Genomic DNA, 13,063 nt, shown 5'->3' with positions numbered 1-13,063 from the left:
CGCTGCCCGGACCGGCGTTGCCGCGGACAAGCTATCAAGGACGTCGCTAGCACCCGAGCTTGTCGGCGATCCCGCCAAAATTCTTTGCGACGATGTCCCAATTGCCGGTCGCCTCGAAGTCGACCTTCTGCAACGGTCCGTACTCGGTCGGCCGCGCCACGAACGCGGTCTTCAATCCGTTCTTCTGCGCGGCCGCAAGATCGCCGTTGTGGGCCGCGACCATCATTACCTCTTCGGGCTTGAGGCAGAGCAGGCGCGCGGCGCCGAGATAGGTCTCGGGATCGGGCTTGTAGTGCTCGAACAGTTCGGCGGACATGATGAGGTCCCACGGCAGCCCTGCAAACTTCGCCATGTTGGTGAGCAGCGCGACATTGCCGTTCGACAGCGGCGCGATCACGAATTTCGTCTTCAGCCGGGTCAGGCCGCGGACGCTGTCCGGCCAGGGATGCAGGCGGTGCCAGCCTTTGGTGAGATAGTCGAGATCGGCTCCGGTGAGGCCCTTGATCGAGAATTGATCGACCAGCTTTTCCAGCGAGCGGCGGTGCAGATCGTCGAGCATGACATAGCCGCGCTCGGGATGTTTGCGCACGTCGTCCATCGAAGCCATGTACATGCCGCGCCAGCCATCGACGAGCGCAGTCCAATCAGCGCTGATGCCGCGCTGCCTGCCCCACCACATGAAGTCGGTGATCAGGCTGGTGCGCCAGTCCACCACGGTCCCGAACACGTCGAAAACAAGGGCTTTGACGGCGGAGAGATCGGACATGGCGCTTCCCTCTTTTTCTTATCGTCATTCCGGGGTGATGCGCAGCATCGAACCCGGAATCTATTGCGCGTCGGAGACTGTCGCCCGATGGATTCCGGGCTCTCCGGGCCGCGCGTTGCGCGGTCCCGTCGCCCCGGAATGATGACAGTGGTGTTGCCTGGATCAATCCAGATGGAACTTGGCCAGCTCGCGGTGCTCGGCCTTGATGTAGCGCACGGTGCCGGTGACGGAGCGCATCACCACCGTCTCGGTCTCGATCACGCCGTCCTTGCGGAATTTGACGCCCGAGAGCAGCGAGCCCGTGGTGACGCCGGTGGCGGCAAACAGGCAGTCGCCGCGCGCCATGTCCTCGATGCCGTAGATCATCTTGGGATCGTTGACGCCCATCTTGGCGGCGCGCTCGCGCTTCTCCTCGGAGTCGAGGATGAGGCGGCACTGCATCTGACCGCCGATGCAGCGCAGCGCCACCGCGGCGAGCACGCCTTCCGGCGCACCGCCGGTGCCGAGATACATGTCGACGCCGGTATTGTCGGGGTCAGCGCAATGGATCACGCCGGCGACGTCGCCGTCGGTGATCAGGCGCACGGCGGCGCCGGTCGAACGCACGCTCGCAATGATGTCGGCATGGCGCGGACGATCGAGCACGAGAACGGTGATGCCATCAGGCTTGACGCCCTTGGCCTTGGCGAGGCGGCGGACGTTGTCAGCCGGCGAGGCATCGAGATCGACGACGCCCTTGTCGTAGCCGGGTCCGATCGCGAGCTTCTGCATGTAGACGTCCGGGGCATGCAGCAGCGTGCCGCCGTCGGCCATCGCCATTGTGGCGATCGAGCCCGGCATGTTCTTGGCGCATAGCGTGGTGCCTTCGAGCGGATCGACCGCGATATCGACCTGGGGACCGGCATTCATGCCGACCTTCTCGCCGATGAAGAGCATCGGTGCCTCGTCACGTTCGCCTTCGCCGATCACGATAGTGCCTTCGATCGGCAGCTTGTTGAGCTCGCGGCGCATGGCGTCGACGGCAGCCTGGTCAGCCTGCTTCTCGTTGCCGTGCCCGCGCAGCCGCGCCGAGGACACCGCCGCCCGCTCCGTCACCCGCACGATCTCCAGCGTGAGGATGCGCTCGAGCAACGCTTGCGGCGGGACTGAAATATGGGTCGACATCGGCTCACTCCTTCGAAACGGTTTTGGACGTACATCTCCGTCCGCGTCAACTCGTAACACCCACAGTTCGTTCGAACCGTGTCAGTTCTTCTCGATCCGGATCACCTGCGGCCGTCCGCTGATCACCTTGTCGCGCTGGACTGCGGCGAGCGCGCGGCGCACGGCGTCCTCATGGGTCGCATAAGTGATCAGGATGACCGGCACGGGGACCGTCTTGCCGTCGCTGGGAGCAGCGCCGCCATTGGGATGACGCTGCACGATCGATTCGATCGAAATCTTCTGTTCTGCGAGCCGCGTGGCGATCGCAGCCGCAGTACCGGGAAAATCGCGGGCGAGCAGGCGGATGTAATAACCGCCCTCATGCCGCTCCATCGGCGCCTTCTTGGTGTCGCGCAAGTGCGAAATCGGCCGTCCGAACGGATTGGCACGAATGCCGCGCGCAACGTCGGCGATGTCGGCTACCACCGCGGACGCGGTCGCGGCGCCGCCTGCGCCGGGCCCGACCAGCGTGATCGGCGGAATCCCCTCGCCGTCGATCGTGACCGCATTGGTGACACCCATCACCTGCGCGATCGAGGAGGATTTTGGCACCATGGTCGGATGCACGCGCTGCTCGATGCCCGTGGCCGTGCGAACCGCAACGCCGAGCAGCTTGACGCGGTAACCGAGATCCGCCGCCGCGCGCAGATCTTCCGGCGCGATGGATGAGATGCCTTCGACATACACCGCGCTTTGAGCAACTTTCGTGCCGAAGGCCAGGCTGGCGAGAATGGCGAGTTTTTGCGCGGTGTCGTGGCCGTCGACGTCGAAGGACGGATTGGCCTCGGCATAGCCGAGCCGCTGCGCGTCCTTCAGGCATTCGGCAAAGGACAGGCCCTCCTGCTCCATCCGGGTCAGGATGTAATTGCAGGTGCCGTTGAGGATACCATAGACGCGGTTGACGCCGGTTCCAGCAAGCCCCTCGCGTAACGTCTTGATGACAGGGATCGCGGCGCCGACCGCTGCCTCGAAATTCAGCGCGCCGCCGTGCTTTTCAGCCGCCTTGGCGAGCTTGAGGCCATGCTTGGCGAGCAGCGCCTTGTTGGCGGTGACAACCGACTTGCCGGCATTGAGCGCGGCTTCCACCGCCGATAGCGCGGGATCGCCGGCGCCGCCCATCAGCTCGACGAAGCAATCGACCTCGGCATGGGTGGCAAGCGCCATTGGATCCCTCGCCCATTCGACGCCGCGCAAGTCGACGCCGCGCTTCTTCGCCTTCGAGCGCGCGGTGACCGCAACGACGCGGATGCCGCGGCCGCTGCGTCCCGTCAGCACGCGCGCTTGCGTTTCGATCAAACGGACGACTTCGGCACCCACGGTGCCGAGCCCCGCTATGCCCACTTTCAGGGGTGCGACCATGATAGTTCAGAAAACCTGCAGAAGAGAACTAGCGCCGATTGGCGAGCGGAACCACGTTGTGCAACGTTTCGACGCCGCTTTCAAGGAAACGGCGCACGCCGCGCGCGGCCTGCCTGATCCGTTGCTCGTTTTCCACCATGGCGATGCGGACATATCCTTCGCCATGCTCGCCAAAGCCGACGCCGGGCGAGACCGCGACGCCGGATTTCTCCACCATCAGGGTCGCGAACTGCATGCTGCCGATGCTGCGGAAGGCCTCCGGCAGCGGCACCCAGGCGAACATCGAGGCCTCCGGCGGCGGAATCTCCCAGCCGGCGCGGCCGAACGATTCCACCAGCGCGTCGCGGCGCTTGCGGTAAGTGTCGCGCATCTCCTTGATGCAATCGTCCGGACCGTTCAATGCGGCGGTCGCCGCGACCTGGACCGGCGTGAACGCGCCGTAATCGAGATAGGATTTGACGCGGGCGAGCGCCGCGATCACGCGCTCATTGCCGACCGCAAAGCCCATGCGCCAGCCGGCCATCGAATAGGTCTTCGACATCGAGGTGAACTCGACGGCGACGTCCATCGCGCCGGGCACCTGGAGCACCGAGGGCGGCGGGTTGCTCTCGTCGAAATAGACTTCGGCATAAGCGAGATCAGACAGGATCAGGATCTCGTGCTTCTTCGCGAACGCGACGAGGTCCTTGTAGAAGTCGAGGCTTGCGACATAGGCGGTCGGGTTCGAGGGGTAGCAGACGACGAGCGCCAGCGGCTTGGGGATCGAATGGATGATCGCCCGCTCGGCCGCCTCGAAGAATTGCGGCGTCGGCTCGGAAGGCACCGAGCGGATCACGCCACCCGCCATCAAAAAGCCGAAGGCGTGAATCGGATAGCTCGGGTTCGGACAGAGGATGACGTCGCCCGGCGCGGTGATGGCCTGCGCCACGTTGGCAAAGCCTTCCTTGGAGCCGAGCGTCGCGACGACCTGGGTATCGGGATTGAGCTTCACGCCGAAGCGGCGGGCGTAATAGGCAGCTTGGGCCCGGCGCAGCCCCGGAATGCCGCGTGAGGCCGAGTAGCGGTCGGTGCGCGGCTTGCCAAGAGTCTCCTTGAGCTTCTCGAGCACGTGCGGCGGCGCCGGCAGGTCCGGATTGCCCATGCCGAGGTCGATGATGTCGGCGCCGGCATTCCGCGCGGCCGCCTTGGCCCGGTTGACCTGTTCGAACACGTAAGGCGGCAGGCGGCGGATGCGGTAAAACTCTTCCATGGCTCTCTGGGCTCCGGGCAACCGGTCAGGACAGAATCGACAGGCCATGACGGCCCTTCGGAAACGCGCCCAGCCCCTTCACGAAAATTACTCGAAATCAAATACTTAGAGCAATCATCGACGATGGCGGCTGAAGTCGTTCGCCCTGGCTATTGGCTGAACTGAGGTCTTTTAGCACGGCAAGACGGGGGCGCCAGCGATTACCTTGCACCGCCTCACTTGCTCACTTGGCGTCCTTTGCGGCCAAGGCCTGACGATCGCGCGCCGCGGCAAGCTCGGCCTCGATCTTGGCGCGCTGCTCCGGCGGGATGGTCGCCTGATCGCGATCCGGCGGCAGATCATGCACCGGCAGATAGCTGCCTGGCTCCCTGGGATGCGCCTGCGCATCCGCGGGCGTCATATCCGCGAGCTGGCTTGAGCAGCCGCCCAAGGCAAGCGCCGCGATCAACAGCGCGCCGCAGATCGGCAGCGTCTTTTGCAGGTCCCATAACGCCAACACTTGGGAAATCCCCTACTCGTCCCGAAGCACGGCCCCCAGGGCAACCTTACCCAAGACCGCCCCCAAGCTCAAACCATGGCTGCCCAAAATGGTGTGAGCGAGAAAACCACCCGGCACTACCAAGCCGAGCGGTGCGGCTCGATTGTGACGGAACCAAGAAAATTTGTCGCGCTGCAACACATCTTCGAGAGTGTTTAACGCCAAACATGCGAGCTTCGCGGTGACGAATACAGAATGAATCGTTACTGTTCTGCGCATGAGTACCGTCACAACCGACACGCCCAAATCCGGCACCCCGTTCGAGACGAAGTTCGATGCCGAAGCTTTCGCGATGAATGTCGCGCGGGCGATGGAGAGCGGTGGCAAGGCGCTCGCTGCCTACCTCAAACCGCGCGAGACCGGCGAGGTGCAGGATCGCCCGCCGCCCGAGCTTGCCGAGATCGTCAGGACCTTCACCTCGGTCGCCGAATACTGGCTGTCGGACACGTCCCGCTCCTCCGATCTCCAGACCAAGCTCGCCAAGGACTATCTCGACCTCTGGGGCTCGGCGGTCCGCCGCATGGCAGGCCAGGACGCCCCGCCCGCGATCACGCCCTCGCCGCGTGACAAGCGCTTTGCCGATCCCGAATGGAAGTCGAACCAGTTCTTCGATTTCGTCATGCAGCTCTATCTGCTCACGACCAAATGGGCGCAGGAGCTGGTGCGCGCTGCCGAAGGGCTCGATCCGCATACCCGCCGCAAGGCCGAGTTCTACGTCCAGCAGGTCACCAACGCGCTGTCGCCGTCCAACTTCGTGCTGACCAATCCGGAGGTGCTGCGCGAGACACTTGCCACGTCCGGCGACAATCTCGCGCGCGGCCTGAAGATGTTGGCCGAGGACATCGCGGCCGGCAAAGGCATGTTGAAGATCCGCCAGTCCAATCCGGACAATCTCGTCGTCGGCGTCAACATGGCGACGACGCCGGGCAAGGTGATCTACCAGAACGAAATGATGCAGCTGATCCAGTATGCGCCGACCACCGAGAAAGTGCTACGCACCCCGCTCCTGATCGTGCCGCCCTGGATCAACAAGTTCTACATCCTCGATCTCAAGCCGGAGAAATCCTACATCAAGTGGTGCGTCGACCAGGGCATCACCGTGTTCGTGATCTCATGGGTCAATCCCGACAAGCGGCTCGGCAACAAGGGCTGGGAAGACTACATGAAGGAAGGCCCGCTCGCGGCGATGGACGTGATCGAGAAGATCACTGGCGAGATGAAGGTACACACAGCCGGCTATTGCGTCGGCGGCACGATGCTCGCGACGACGCTGGCCTGGCTCGCCGAGAAACGCCGCCAGCGCGTTGCATCGGCGACGTTCTTCGCCGCCCAGGTCGACTTCACCCATGCCGGCGATCTCCTCGTGTTCGTCGACGAGGAGCAGATCGCAGCCCTCGAGCAGGACATGAAGGCGGCCGGCGTGCTCGAAGGCTCGAAGATGGCGATGGCCTTCAACATGCTGCGCTCCAACGATTTGATCTGGTCCTATGTCGTCAGCAACTACCTGAAGGGCCAGCAGCCGAGTGCGTTCGATCTGTTGCACTGGAATTCGGACGCGACACGGATGACCCAGGCCAACCATTCCTATTATTTGCGCAACTGCTATCTGGAGAATCGGCTCTCGACCGGCACGATGGTGCTCGACAATACCCTGCTCGATCTCTCCAAGGTCAAGGTCCCCGTCTACAATCTCGCCACCCGCGAGGATCACATCGCGCCGGCGGAATCGGTGCTGTACGGCTCGCAATTCTTCGGCGGCCCGGTGAAATATGTGCTGTCGGGCTCGGGCCACATCGCTGGCGTGATCAATCCGCCAGCCTCGAACAAGTATCAGTACTGGACCAACGACAACATCAAGAACGTCAGCGTCGCCGAGTGGATGAAGGGCGCGGTGGAGCACAAGGGCTCATGGTGGCCGGACTGGCGCCAATGGCTCGGCGAGCTGGATCCAGAGGAGGTCCCGGCGCGTCCGGTCGGCAGCGAGACGTTCCCGCCGATCGAGGATGCGCCCGGCAGCTATGTCAGGGTTCGCGCATAGCGGAATCGTCCGCGCTTTCGTATAGACTCGCTCTCACCACAGCGACGACAGAAGGGACCGGACCATGACGCGCGAACTGTTCTGGCTGACACTGACGGTGATCCTGACCGGAGTGCTTTGGATTCCCTACATGATCAACCGCTGCCAGGTTCGCGGCTTCAGCGGCGCCATGGCCAATCCGTCGCGCAACGACAAGGCGCAAGCCGAATGGGCCAACCGGCTGATGTTCGCGCACGACAACGCGGTCGAAAACCTCGTGATCTTCGCGCCGCTGGTGCTGATCCTCAACGCAATCGACTATTCGACGAAATGGACGGTGCTCGCCTGCGCGGTGTATTTCTGGTCGCGCGTCGCACATATCATTGTCTACGCCATCGGGATCCCGATCTTCCGCACGCTCGCATTCACCGTCGGCTTCCTCGCCCAGGCCGTGCTGGCGCTGGCGGTCTTCGGGGTACTTTGATGCTGCAGTGTCCGGGGTCACTGGACGCTGTTGCACTCCAAAGGTATGCTCGCACGCAGAACAACCGAAGCGGGGAAACCCGATGCGTATTCTTTTGCGGGTCGTCGCAATGATCGCGCTCGCCGGGTTGTGCCGTGAGGCCCGCGCCCAGCCGCAATGCCCCGAACTGACACGCCTGCGCAGCGAGGCGGTCGAAGCCTCAAAGCCGACGACACGCGCAGTAATGGCCGGCCGCTGCGACCGCTACATCCAGGCCTCGCGCGCCTGGAACGCCGTCGTCGATTACGCCTATGACCATCAGGACGTCTGCGGCATTTCCGACCGCGTGCTCGGCGACCTCGAGACATATCGCCGCGACGCCGTGACGGCCCGCAACAATGTCTGCGCTGGTCGCCCCGTTCGACCGTTCCCGGCTGATATTGTTTTGCAGTGAGTGACGGCACTACTGGACCCCGGGTCTGCAGGGCATCACTGAAGAAGTGCTGCGCTGCGTCCGGGGCACGAGCCAGCCCTACTCCTCCGGCAATCCCAACATCAGCCGCATGTTCTGCACGGCTGCACCCGAGGCGCCCTTGCCGAGATTGTCGAGCCGGGCGACCAGCAAGGCCTGGTGATATTTGTCGCTGGCAAAGACGTAGAGCTCGAGCATATTGGTCTCGTTCAGGGCCTCCGGCTCCAGCCGACCACCCTTGGTCGCCTCGTTCTGAAGCGGCATCACCTTGACGTATTTCGAGCCGGTGTAGCGCTTGGCGAGCGCCGCTTGCAGGTCGGCGCCGCCCGGCTTGCCGGGCAGCGTGTCGAGTTGGAGCGGCACGGAGACCAGCATGCCCTGCCGATAATTGCCGACTGATGGAATGAAGATCGGCCGCCGCGTCAGGTTCGAGTAGAGCTGCATCTCCGGCAGATGTTTGTGCTCGAAGCCGAGACCGTACAGCTCGAAGGACGGCGCGCTGCCATCCTCGAAGCTCGCAATCATAGACTTGCCGCCGCCGGAATAGCCGCTCACGGCATTGACAGTGACGGGATAATCCTGCGGCAGCAGGCCGGCATCGACGATCGGCCGCAGCAGCGCGATCGCGCCGGTCGGATAGCAGCCGGGATTGGAGACCTTTTTCGCGGCCTTGATCTTGCCGGCCTGATCGGGCGTGAGCTCGGGAAAGCCATAGGCCCAGTCGGGCGCGACGCGGTAAGCGGTCGAGGCGTCCAGCACCTTCGGCGCCGAAGTGCCCATGCTGTCGACGAGAGCAACGGTCTCCTTGGCGGCGTCGTCCGGCAGACAGAGGATGACGAGATCCACCTCCTCCATCAGCGCCTTCTTGGCCGCGGGGTCCTTGCGCTTGTCGTCGGCGATGGTCTTCACCGCGACGTCGCCCTGGAGCTTCAGCCGCTCGTTGATGCCGAGCCCGGTGGTGCCGGAGCCGCCGTCGACGAAGACGGTGGCCGGCTTTTTCGCCGCGCCGGGGGTCGGGGCTTTGGTGGTGTCAGCGAGGCTCATGGCGCGCTCCCTTCGAGCATGTTCATATCGTCTGCAAAAGCCTGCGGCCGGGCCTGCCGCATCAAATGTGCGATCTGCTTCGCATCGGCGTCGCCGGCGCCAAGCGCATTGGCGATCGCCGTATAGTCGGCGTCCGATTTGTGCTGGTTCAGCTTGAAGCTGCCTTCGACCTCCTCAACCGTCATCACCAGCCCAACGATCGCCTTCTTCATCGTCTCCAGCCGGCCCGCCGTCATTTTGCCTGATGTCCACGGCTTTTTCGGCAGCAGCCAGCTCTCGAACTTGTCGCTGAGCGTATCGATCTGCACCGCCAGCTCGTCGTCCGACAGCAGCCGTACCGGCCCGCTGAGATGCACCGACTGGTAGAGCCAGGTCGGCACCTGGTCGGGCGAGACGTACCAGTCCGGCGATACATAGGCATCGGGGCCGTTGACCGCGAGCAGCCAGGACGCATCACCGCCCGCGAGCTTTAGCAGCGGATTTTGACGGGCGACATGAAAGGCGGCCTGCGGCGTGCCGTCAGCCGCGTAGGTCAGATAGAACGGCAGCGGGGAAGCCACCGGCTTGTGGCCATCGAAGGCGCACATGGTGCCAAAGCCGCGCTCCTCGGCGAATTTCAGGCTCGCGGCGCGGTCCTGCTTGAAAAAGGCTGGCGTGTACATCGTGGTCTCCTGCTGGGCCTCCTTGGGGGCCGCCGGATCAGATCGCGCTGACAGGAGAGAGAATGCCGCGGATCGGATCCAGCGGCACAGACGATGATCTCAAACGCGATCGACCGCCCAAACCGCAAAAGAGCGGCGGCGGCGACGGGCGAACAGAATGGTCGCGGCGTTGATCATGGCGCGCGGCTATAAGGCCAGATCCGGTTCCCGTCAAGGTTCATGACATCAGATGAGACGCCAGATCCATTCCATCAGCTTCGCGATCACGTCGCCGAACAGCAGCAGTGCCGCCGACCAGACCAGGGCCGAGACGAAATTGGCGACCTGGAAGCTCCAATACGGCATCTCGAAGATGCCGGCTGCAAGCGGCACCGAGGCGCGCAAGGGGCCGAAAAAGCGGCCGATGAAGATGCTGGGCACGCCCCAGCTGCGCACGAAGGCCTCGCCCTTGGGCAGGAGTTCCGGATAGCGCGAAAGCGGCCACATCTGCGCGACCCTTTCCTTGTAGCGGTAGCCGAACCAGTAGGAGACCCAGTCGCCCAGTGCCGCGCCAATACCGCCGGCGATCCAGACCGGATAGAAGCTGATGCCGCTCGCCCCGATCAGCGCGCCGATCCCAACCAGCGCGCCCCAGGCCGGGACCAGCAGCGAGATGAAGGCAAGCGACTCCCCGAAGGCGAGCAGGAACACGATCGGGGCGGCCCAAGCCTGGTGAGCGCGCACGAAGTCGGCCAGGGCGTGCGCAAACTGCTCCATTCCAGATTAGCCTTCCCGCCCTGCCTCAAGGTGCTGCTCGATGAAAAGGACTGGTAAGCCAAGGGCTTGTGTGACATCAAGTCACAAAGCCCGGCCCAAGGCGGGCGGGACGTCAAATTGCCGGGAATTGGCGGGCCGACGGCGTAAAATCGCCGGGATTGGCTCTCAACCACACGGCCCGGCCCGCCCAGCGGTAACCTTTCCAAGTCAGAAGTGGCATAGTCGGCCTAACCGATTCGCCGCCCATGCGGCCTTCAAAGCGTATCAAGATATATGTCCAAGCAATTGAAAACCAAAACGAAAGACGACCTGTTCGGCGCCGACGAGCCAAAGTCTCGCGCGCCCGCCGCCAAGACGGCCCCGCGCGGCAGCGGCGGGGAAGCCGACTATACGGCGGCCGACATCGAGGTGCTCGAGGGTTTGGAACCGGTGCGGCGCCGACCCGGCATGTATATCGGCGGCACCGATGAGAAGGCCCTGCATCACCTCTTCGCCGAAGTCATCGACAATTCCATGGACGAGGCGCTGGCCGGGCATGCGACCTTCATCGAGGTGGATCTGAGCGCCGACGGATTCCTGACCGTCACCGACAACGGCCGCGGCATCCCGATCGATCCACATCCGAAGTTCCCGAAGAAGTCGGCGCTCGAAGTCATCATGTGCACGCTGCATTCGGGCGGCAAGTTCGACTCCAAGGTCTACGAGACCTCGGGCGGTCTGCACGGCGTCGGCATCTCCGTGGTGAACGCCCTCTCCTCGCGTCTCGAGGTCGAGGTCGCGCGCAGCCAGAAGCTCTACCGCATGACGTTCGAGCGCGGGCACCCCAAGGGCAAGCTCGAGGATCTCGGCAGGGTCAACAACCGCCGGGGCACGCGCGTGCGCTTCAAGCCCGACACCGACATCTTCGGCGCCAAGGCCGCGTTCAAGCCGCAGCGCCTTTTCAAGATGACGCGCTCGAAGGCGTATCTGTTCGGCGGAGTCGAGATCCGCTGGAACTGCGCGCCCGAGCTGCTCAAGGGCGTCGAGGACGTGCCGGCGGAGGCGACGTTCCACTTCCCCGGCGGTCTCAAGGATTATCTTGCCGCGGCGATTCACGCCGACACGCTGGTGCATCCCGACATCTTCTCCGGCAAGTCCGGCCGCAACGGTGCTCATGGCGCCTGCGAATGGGCGGTGGCGTGGACTGTGGATGCCGACGGCTTTCTCTCCTCCTACACCAACACCGTGCCGACACCCGATGGCGGCACGCATGAATCGGGTTTGCGCAGCGCGCTGCTGCGCGGCCTGAAGGATCACGCCGAACGCGTCGGACAGGGCAAGCGCGCCGCGTCCATCACCTCCGAGGACGTCATGGTGGGCGCGGCCGTGATGCTGTCGGTGTTCGTGCGCGAGCCCGAATTCCAGGGCCAGACCAAGGACCGCCTCGCCACCGCGGAAGCACAGCGCATTGTCGAGCAGGCGATCAAGGATCCGTTCGACCATTGGCTCTCGGGCAATCCGAACATGGCCAACCGGCTGCTCGATTTCGTGATCGATCGCGCCGAGGAGCGGCTGCGCCGCCGCCAGGAGAAGGAGACCGCGCGAAAGACCGCGGGCAAGAAGCTGCGCCTGCCAGGCAAGCTCGCCGACTGCATCAACGCCGGCACCGAGGGCTCCGAGCTCTTCATCGTCGAGGGCGACTCGGCCGGCGGCAGCGCCAAGCAGGCGCGCGACCGCAACACCCAGGCCGTGCTGCCCCTGCGCGGCAAGATCCTCAACGTCGCCTCCGCAGGCAAGGACAAGCTGACGGCGAATGCCCAGCTCTCCGATCTCGTGCAGGCGATCGGCTGCGGCACGCTTGCGCATTATCGCGAAGAGGATCTGCGCTATCAGCGCATCATCATCATGACCGACGCCGACGTCGACGGCGCGCATATCGCTTCGCTGCTGATCACTTTCTTCTACCGGCAGATGCCGCGGCTGATCGACGAAGGACACCTCTTCCTCGCGGTGCCGCCGCTTTACAAGCTGACCCACGGCACCAAATCGGTCTACGCGCGCGACGACAAGCACAAGGAAGAGCTGATCAAGAGCGCGTTCAATGCCAACGCCAAGGTCGAGGTGAACCGCTTCAAGGGCCTCGGTGAGATGATGCCGGCGCAGCTCAAGGAAACCACCATGGATCCGGCCAAGCGGACGCTGCTCAAGGTGGTGCTGCTCGCCGACGATCGCGACACCACGGCGGATTCGGTGGAGCGCCTGATGGGCACCAAGGCCGAGGCTCGTTTCGCGTTCATCTCGGACAAGGCCGAATTTGCCAGCGAAGAGCTGCTGGACGTCTAGAGCGGGAGGCAGCGGGCCAGCCACTTGCGGTTTCTATCTGCTCATCGCTTCGCGGTGGCGAGAGATGAACAGTCCAGCCGAATTCCGGCTCCGACTCATCCCAGACCGCACCGCAGAGATAAGAATCGGGGGCGATTTGATTTTCGCTGTTTCGCCGGCGGCTGAGGCAACTTTCTCCCTCTCCGTCGAACATGGTGATCTTCGCGACGACC

General features: G+C 63.9%; 13 protein-coding genes. 4 read left to right on the top strand and 9 right to left on the bottom strand.

What is annotated here, in order from left to right; genetic code table 11:
- Positions 1-46: 46 nt before the first annotated feature.
- The 6 genes from IVA87_RS20680 to IVA87_RS20655 all read right to left on the bottom strand — a co-directional run bounded on the left by IVA87_RS20680 (position 47) and on the right by IVA87_RS20655 (position 5,334).
- A complete protein-coding gene (locus IVA87_RS20680; RefSeq protein ID WP_247334763.1) occupies positions 47-766 on the bottom strand; it encodes a haloacid dehalogenase type II in 720 nt (239 codons plus the stop codon).
- Positions 767-928: 162 nt separating this feature from the next.
- Positions 929-1,930 carry a class II fructose-bisphosphatase gene (gene glpX / locus IVA87_RS20675; protein ID WP_247280966.1) on the bottom strand — a complete coding sequence of 334 codons (1,002 nt, stop codon included), beginning with the start codon at positions 1,928-1,930 and terminating at the stop codon, positions 929-931.
- Between the two features lie 81 nt (positions 1,931-2,011).
- Positions 2,012-3,328, bottom strand: coding sequence for a homoserine dehydrogenase (locus IVA87_RS20670; protein WP_247334762.1), 1,317 nt, complete (start codon positions 3,326-3,328; stop codon positions 2,012-2,014).
- A gap of 28 nt (positions 3,329-3,356) precedes the next feature.
- Entirely contained in the window at positions 3,357-4,577 is a 1,221-nt protein-coding gene (locus IVA87_RS20665) for an LL-diaminopimelate aminotransferase (protein ID WP_247280964.1), read from the bottom strand.
- Positions 4,578-4,800: 223 nt separating this feature from the next.
- Positions 4,801-5,076 carry a hypothetical protein gene (locus tag IVA87_RS20660; RefSeq protein WP_247334761.1) on the bottom strand — a complete coding sequence of 92 codons (276 nt, stop codon included), beginning with the start codon at positions 5,074-5,076 and terminating at the stop codon, positions 4,801-4,803.
- A 12-nt stretch (positions 5,077-5,088) separates the two neighbouring features.
- Entirely contained in the window at positions 5,089-5,334 is a 246-nt protein-coding gene (locus tag IVA87_RS20655) for a hypothetical protein (protein WP_247334760.1), read from the bottom strand.
- On the opposite strand from IVA87_RS20655, the gene phaC reads away from it, so the two are divergent.
- The 3 genes from phaC (at position 5,333) to IVA87_RS20640 (ending at position 8,049) form a co-directional block, all read left to right on the top strand.
- The gene (gene phaC / locus IVA87_RS20650) at positions 5,333-7,153 is read left to right on the top strand and encodes a class I poly(R)-hydroxyalkanoic acid synthase (protein WP_247334759.1); all 1,821 of its coding nucleotides are present in this window, start codon (positions 5,333-5,335) and stop codon (positions 7,151-7,153) included. The genes IVA87_RS20655 and phaC overlap by 2 nt on opposite strands.
- Before the next feature lie 64 nt (positions 7,154-7,217).
- Positions 7,218-7,616 (top strand): MAPEG family protein, encoded by a 399-nt coding sequence (locus IVA87_RS20645; RefSeq protein ID WP_247334758.1) that lies wholly within the window; start codon positions 7,218-7,220, stop codon positions 7,614-7,616.
- Between the two features lie 82 nt (positions 7,617-7,698).
- Positions 7,699-8,049: a hypothetical protein gene (locus IVA87_RS20640; RefSeq protein ID WP_247334757.1), complete on the top strand. Its 351-nt coding sequence runs from the start codon at positions 7,699-7,701 to the stop codon at positions 8,047-8,049.
- Positions 8,050-8,127: 78 nt separating this feature from the next.
- Here IVA87_RS20640 and argC read toward each other — a convergent pair whose 3' ends face one another.
- From argC to IVA87_RS20625, 3 genes are all read right to left on the bottom strand, one after another.
- Entirely contained in the window at positions 8,128-9,111 is a 984-nt protein-coding gene (gene argC / locus IVA87_RS20635) for an N-acetyl-gamma-glutamyl-phosphate reductase (protein WP_247334754.1), read from the bottom strand.
- Positions 9,108-9,773 carry an FMN-binding negative transcriptional regulator gene (locus tag IVA87_RS20630; RefSeq protein WP_247334752.1) on the bottom strand — a complete coding sequence of 222 codons (666 nt, stop codon included), beginning with the start codon at positions 9,771-9,773 and terminating at the stop codon, positions 9,108-9,110. Before IVA87_RS20630 ends, argC begins: the two co-directional genes overlap by 4 nt.
- Positions 9,774-9,998: 225 nt before the next feature.
- Positions 9,999-10,529, bottom strand: a complete 531-nt coding sequence (locus IVA87_RS20625) for a DedA family protein (RefSeq protein WP_247277201.1) — start codon at positions 10,527-10,529, stop codon at positions 9,999-10,001.
- Positions 10,530-10,802: 273 nt separating this feature from the next.
- Here IVA87_RS20625 and parE point away from each other — a divergent pair, with 273 nt between their 5' ends.
- Positions 10,803-12,851: a DNA topoisomerase IV subunit B gene (parE, locus tag IVA87_RS20620; RefSeq protein ID WP_247334750.1), complete on the top strand. Its 2,049-nt coding sequence runs from the start codon at positions 10,803-10,805 to the stop codon at positions 12,849-12,851.
- Positions 12,852-13,063: the final 212 nt, after the last annotated feature.

The organism is Bradyrhizobium sp. 147 (genome assembly GCF_023073935.1).
Taxonomy (GTDB): Bacteria; Pseudomonadota; Alphaproteobacteria; order Rhizobiales; family Xanthobacteraceae; genus Bradyrhizobium.
Note: the sequence above shows the minus strand (reverse complement) of the source record. Positions and strands in the feature narration are given on the sequence as shown.

What these genes read in the sequence shown, in the direction of transcription:
- IVA87_RS20680 (WP_247334763.1), bottom strand. Translation starts at nt 766, where the DNA reads ATGTCCGATCTCTCCGCCGTCAAAGCCCTTGTTTTCGACGTGTTCGGG.
- glpX (WP_247280966.1), bottom strand. Translation starts at nt 1,930, where the DNA reads ATGTCGACCCATATTTCAGTCCCGCCGCAAGCGTTGCTCGAGCGCATC.
- IVA87_RS20670 (WP_247334762.1), bottom strand. Translation starts at nt 3,328, where the DNA reads ATGGTCGCACCCCTGAAAGTGGGCATAGCGGGGCTCGGCACCGTGGGT.
- IVA87_RS20665 (WP_247280964.1), bottom strand. Translation starts at nt 4,577, where the DNA reads ATGGAAGAGTTTTACCGCATCCGCCGCCTGCCGCCTTACGTGTTCGAA.
- phaC (WP_247334759.1), top strand. Translation starts at nt 5,333, where the DNA reads ATGAGTACCGTCACAACCGACACGCCCAAATCCGGCACCCCGTTCGAG.
- IVA87_RS20655 (WP_247334760.1), bottom strand. Translation starts at nt 5,334, where the DNA reads ATGCGCAGAACAGTAACGATTCATTCTGTATTCGTCACCGCGAAGCTC.
- IVA87_RS20645 (WP_247334758.1), top strand. Translation starts at nt 7,218, where the DNA reads ATGACGCGCGAACTGTTCTGGCTGACACTGACGGTGATCCTGACCGGA.
- IVA87_RS20640 (WP_247334757.1), top strand. Translation starts at nt 7,699, where the DNA reads ATGCGTATTCTTTTGCGGGTCGTCGCAATGATCGCGCTCGCCGGGTTG.
- argC (WP_247334754.1), bottom strand. Translation starts at nt 9,111, where the DNA reads ATGAGCCTCGCTGACACCACCAAAGCCCCGACCCCCGGCGCGGCGAAA.
- IVA87_RS20630 (WP_247334752.1), bottom strand. Translation starts at nt 9,773, where the DNA reads ATGTACACGCCAGCCTTTTTCAAGCAGGACCGCGCCGCGAGCCTGAAA.
- IVA87_RS20625 (WP_247277201.1), bottom strand. Translation starts at nt 10,529, where the DNA reads ATGGAGCAGTTTGCGCACGCCCTGGCCGACTTCGTGCGCGCTCACCAG.
- parE (WP_247334750.1), top strand. Translation starts at nt 10,803, where the DNA reads ATGTCCAAGCAATTGAAAACCAAAACGAAAGACGACCTGTTCGGCGCC.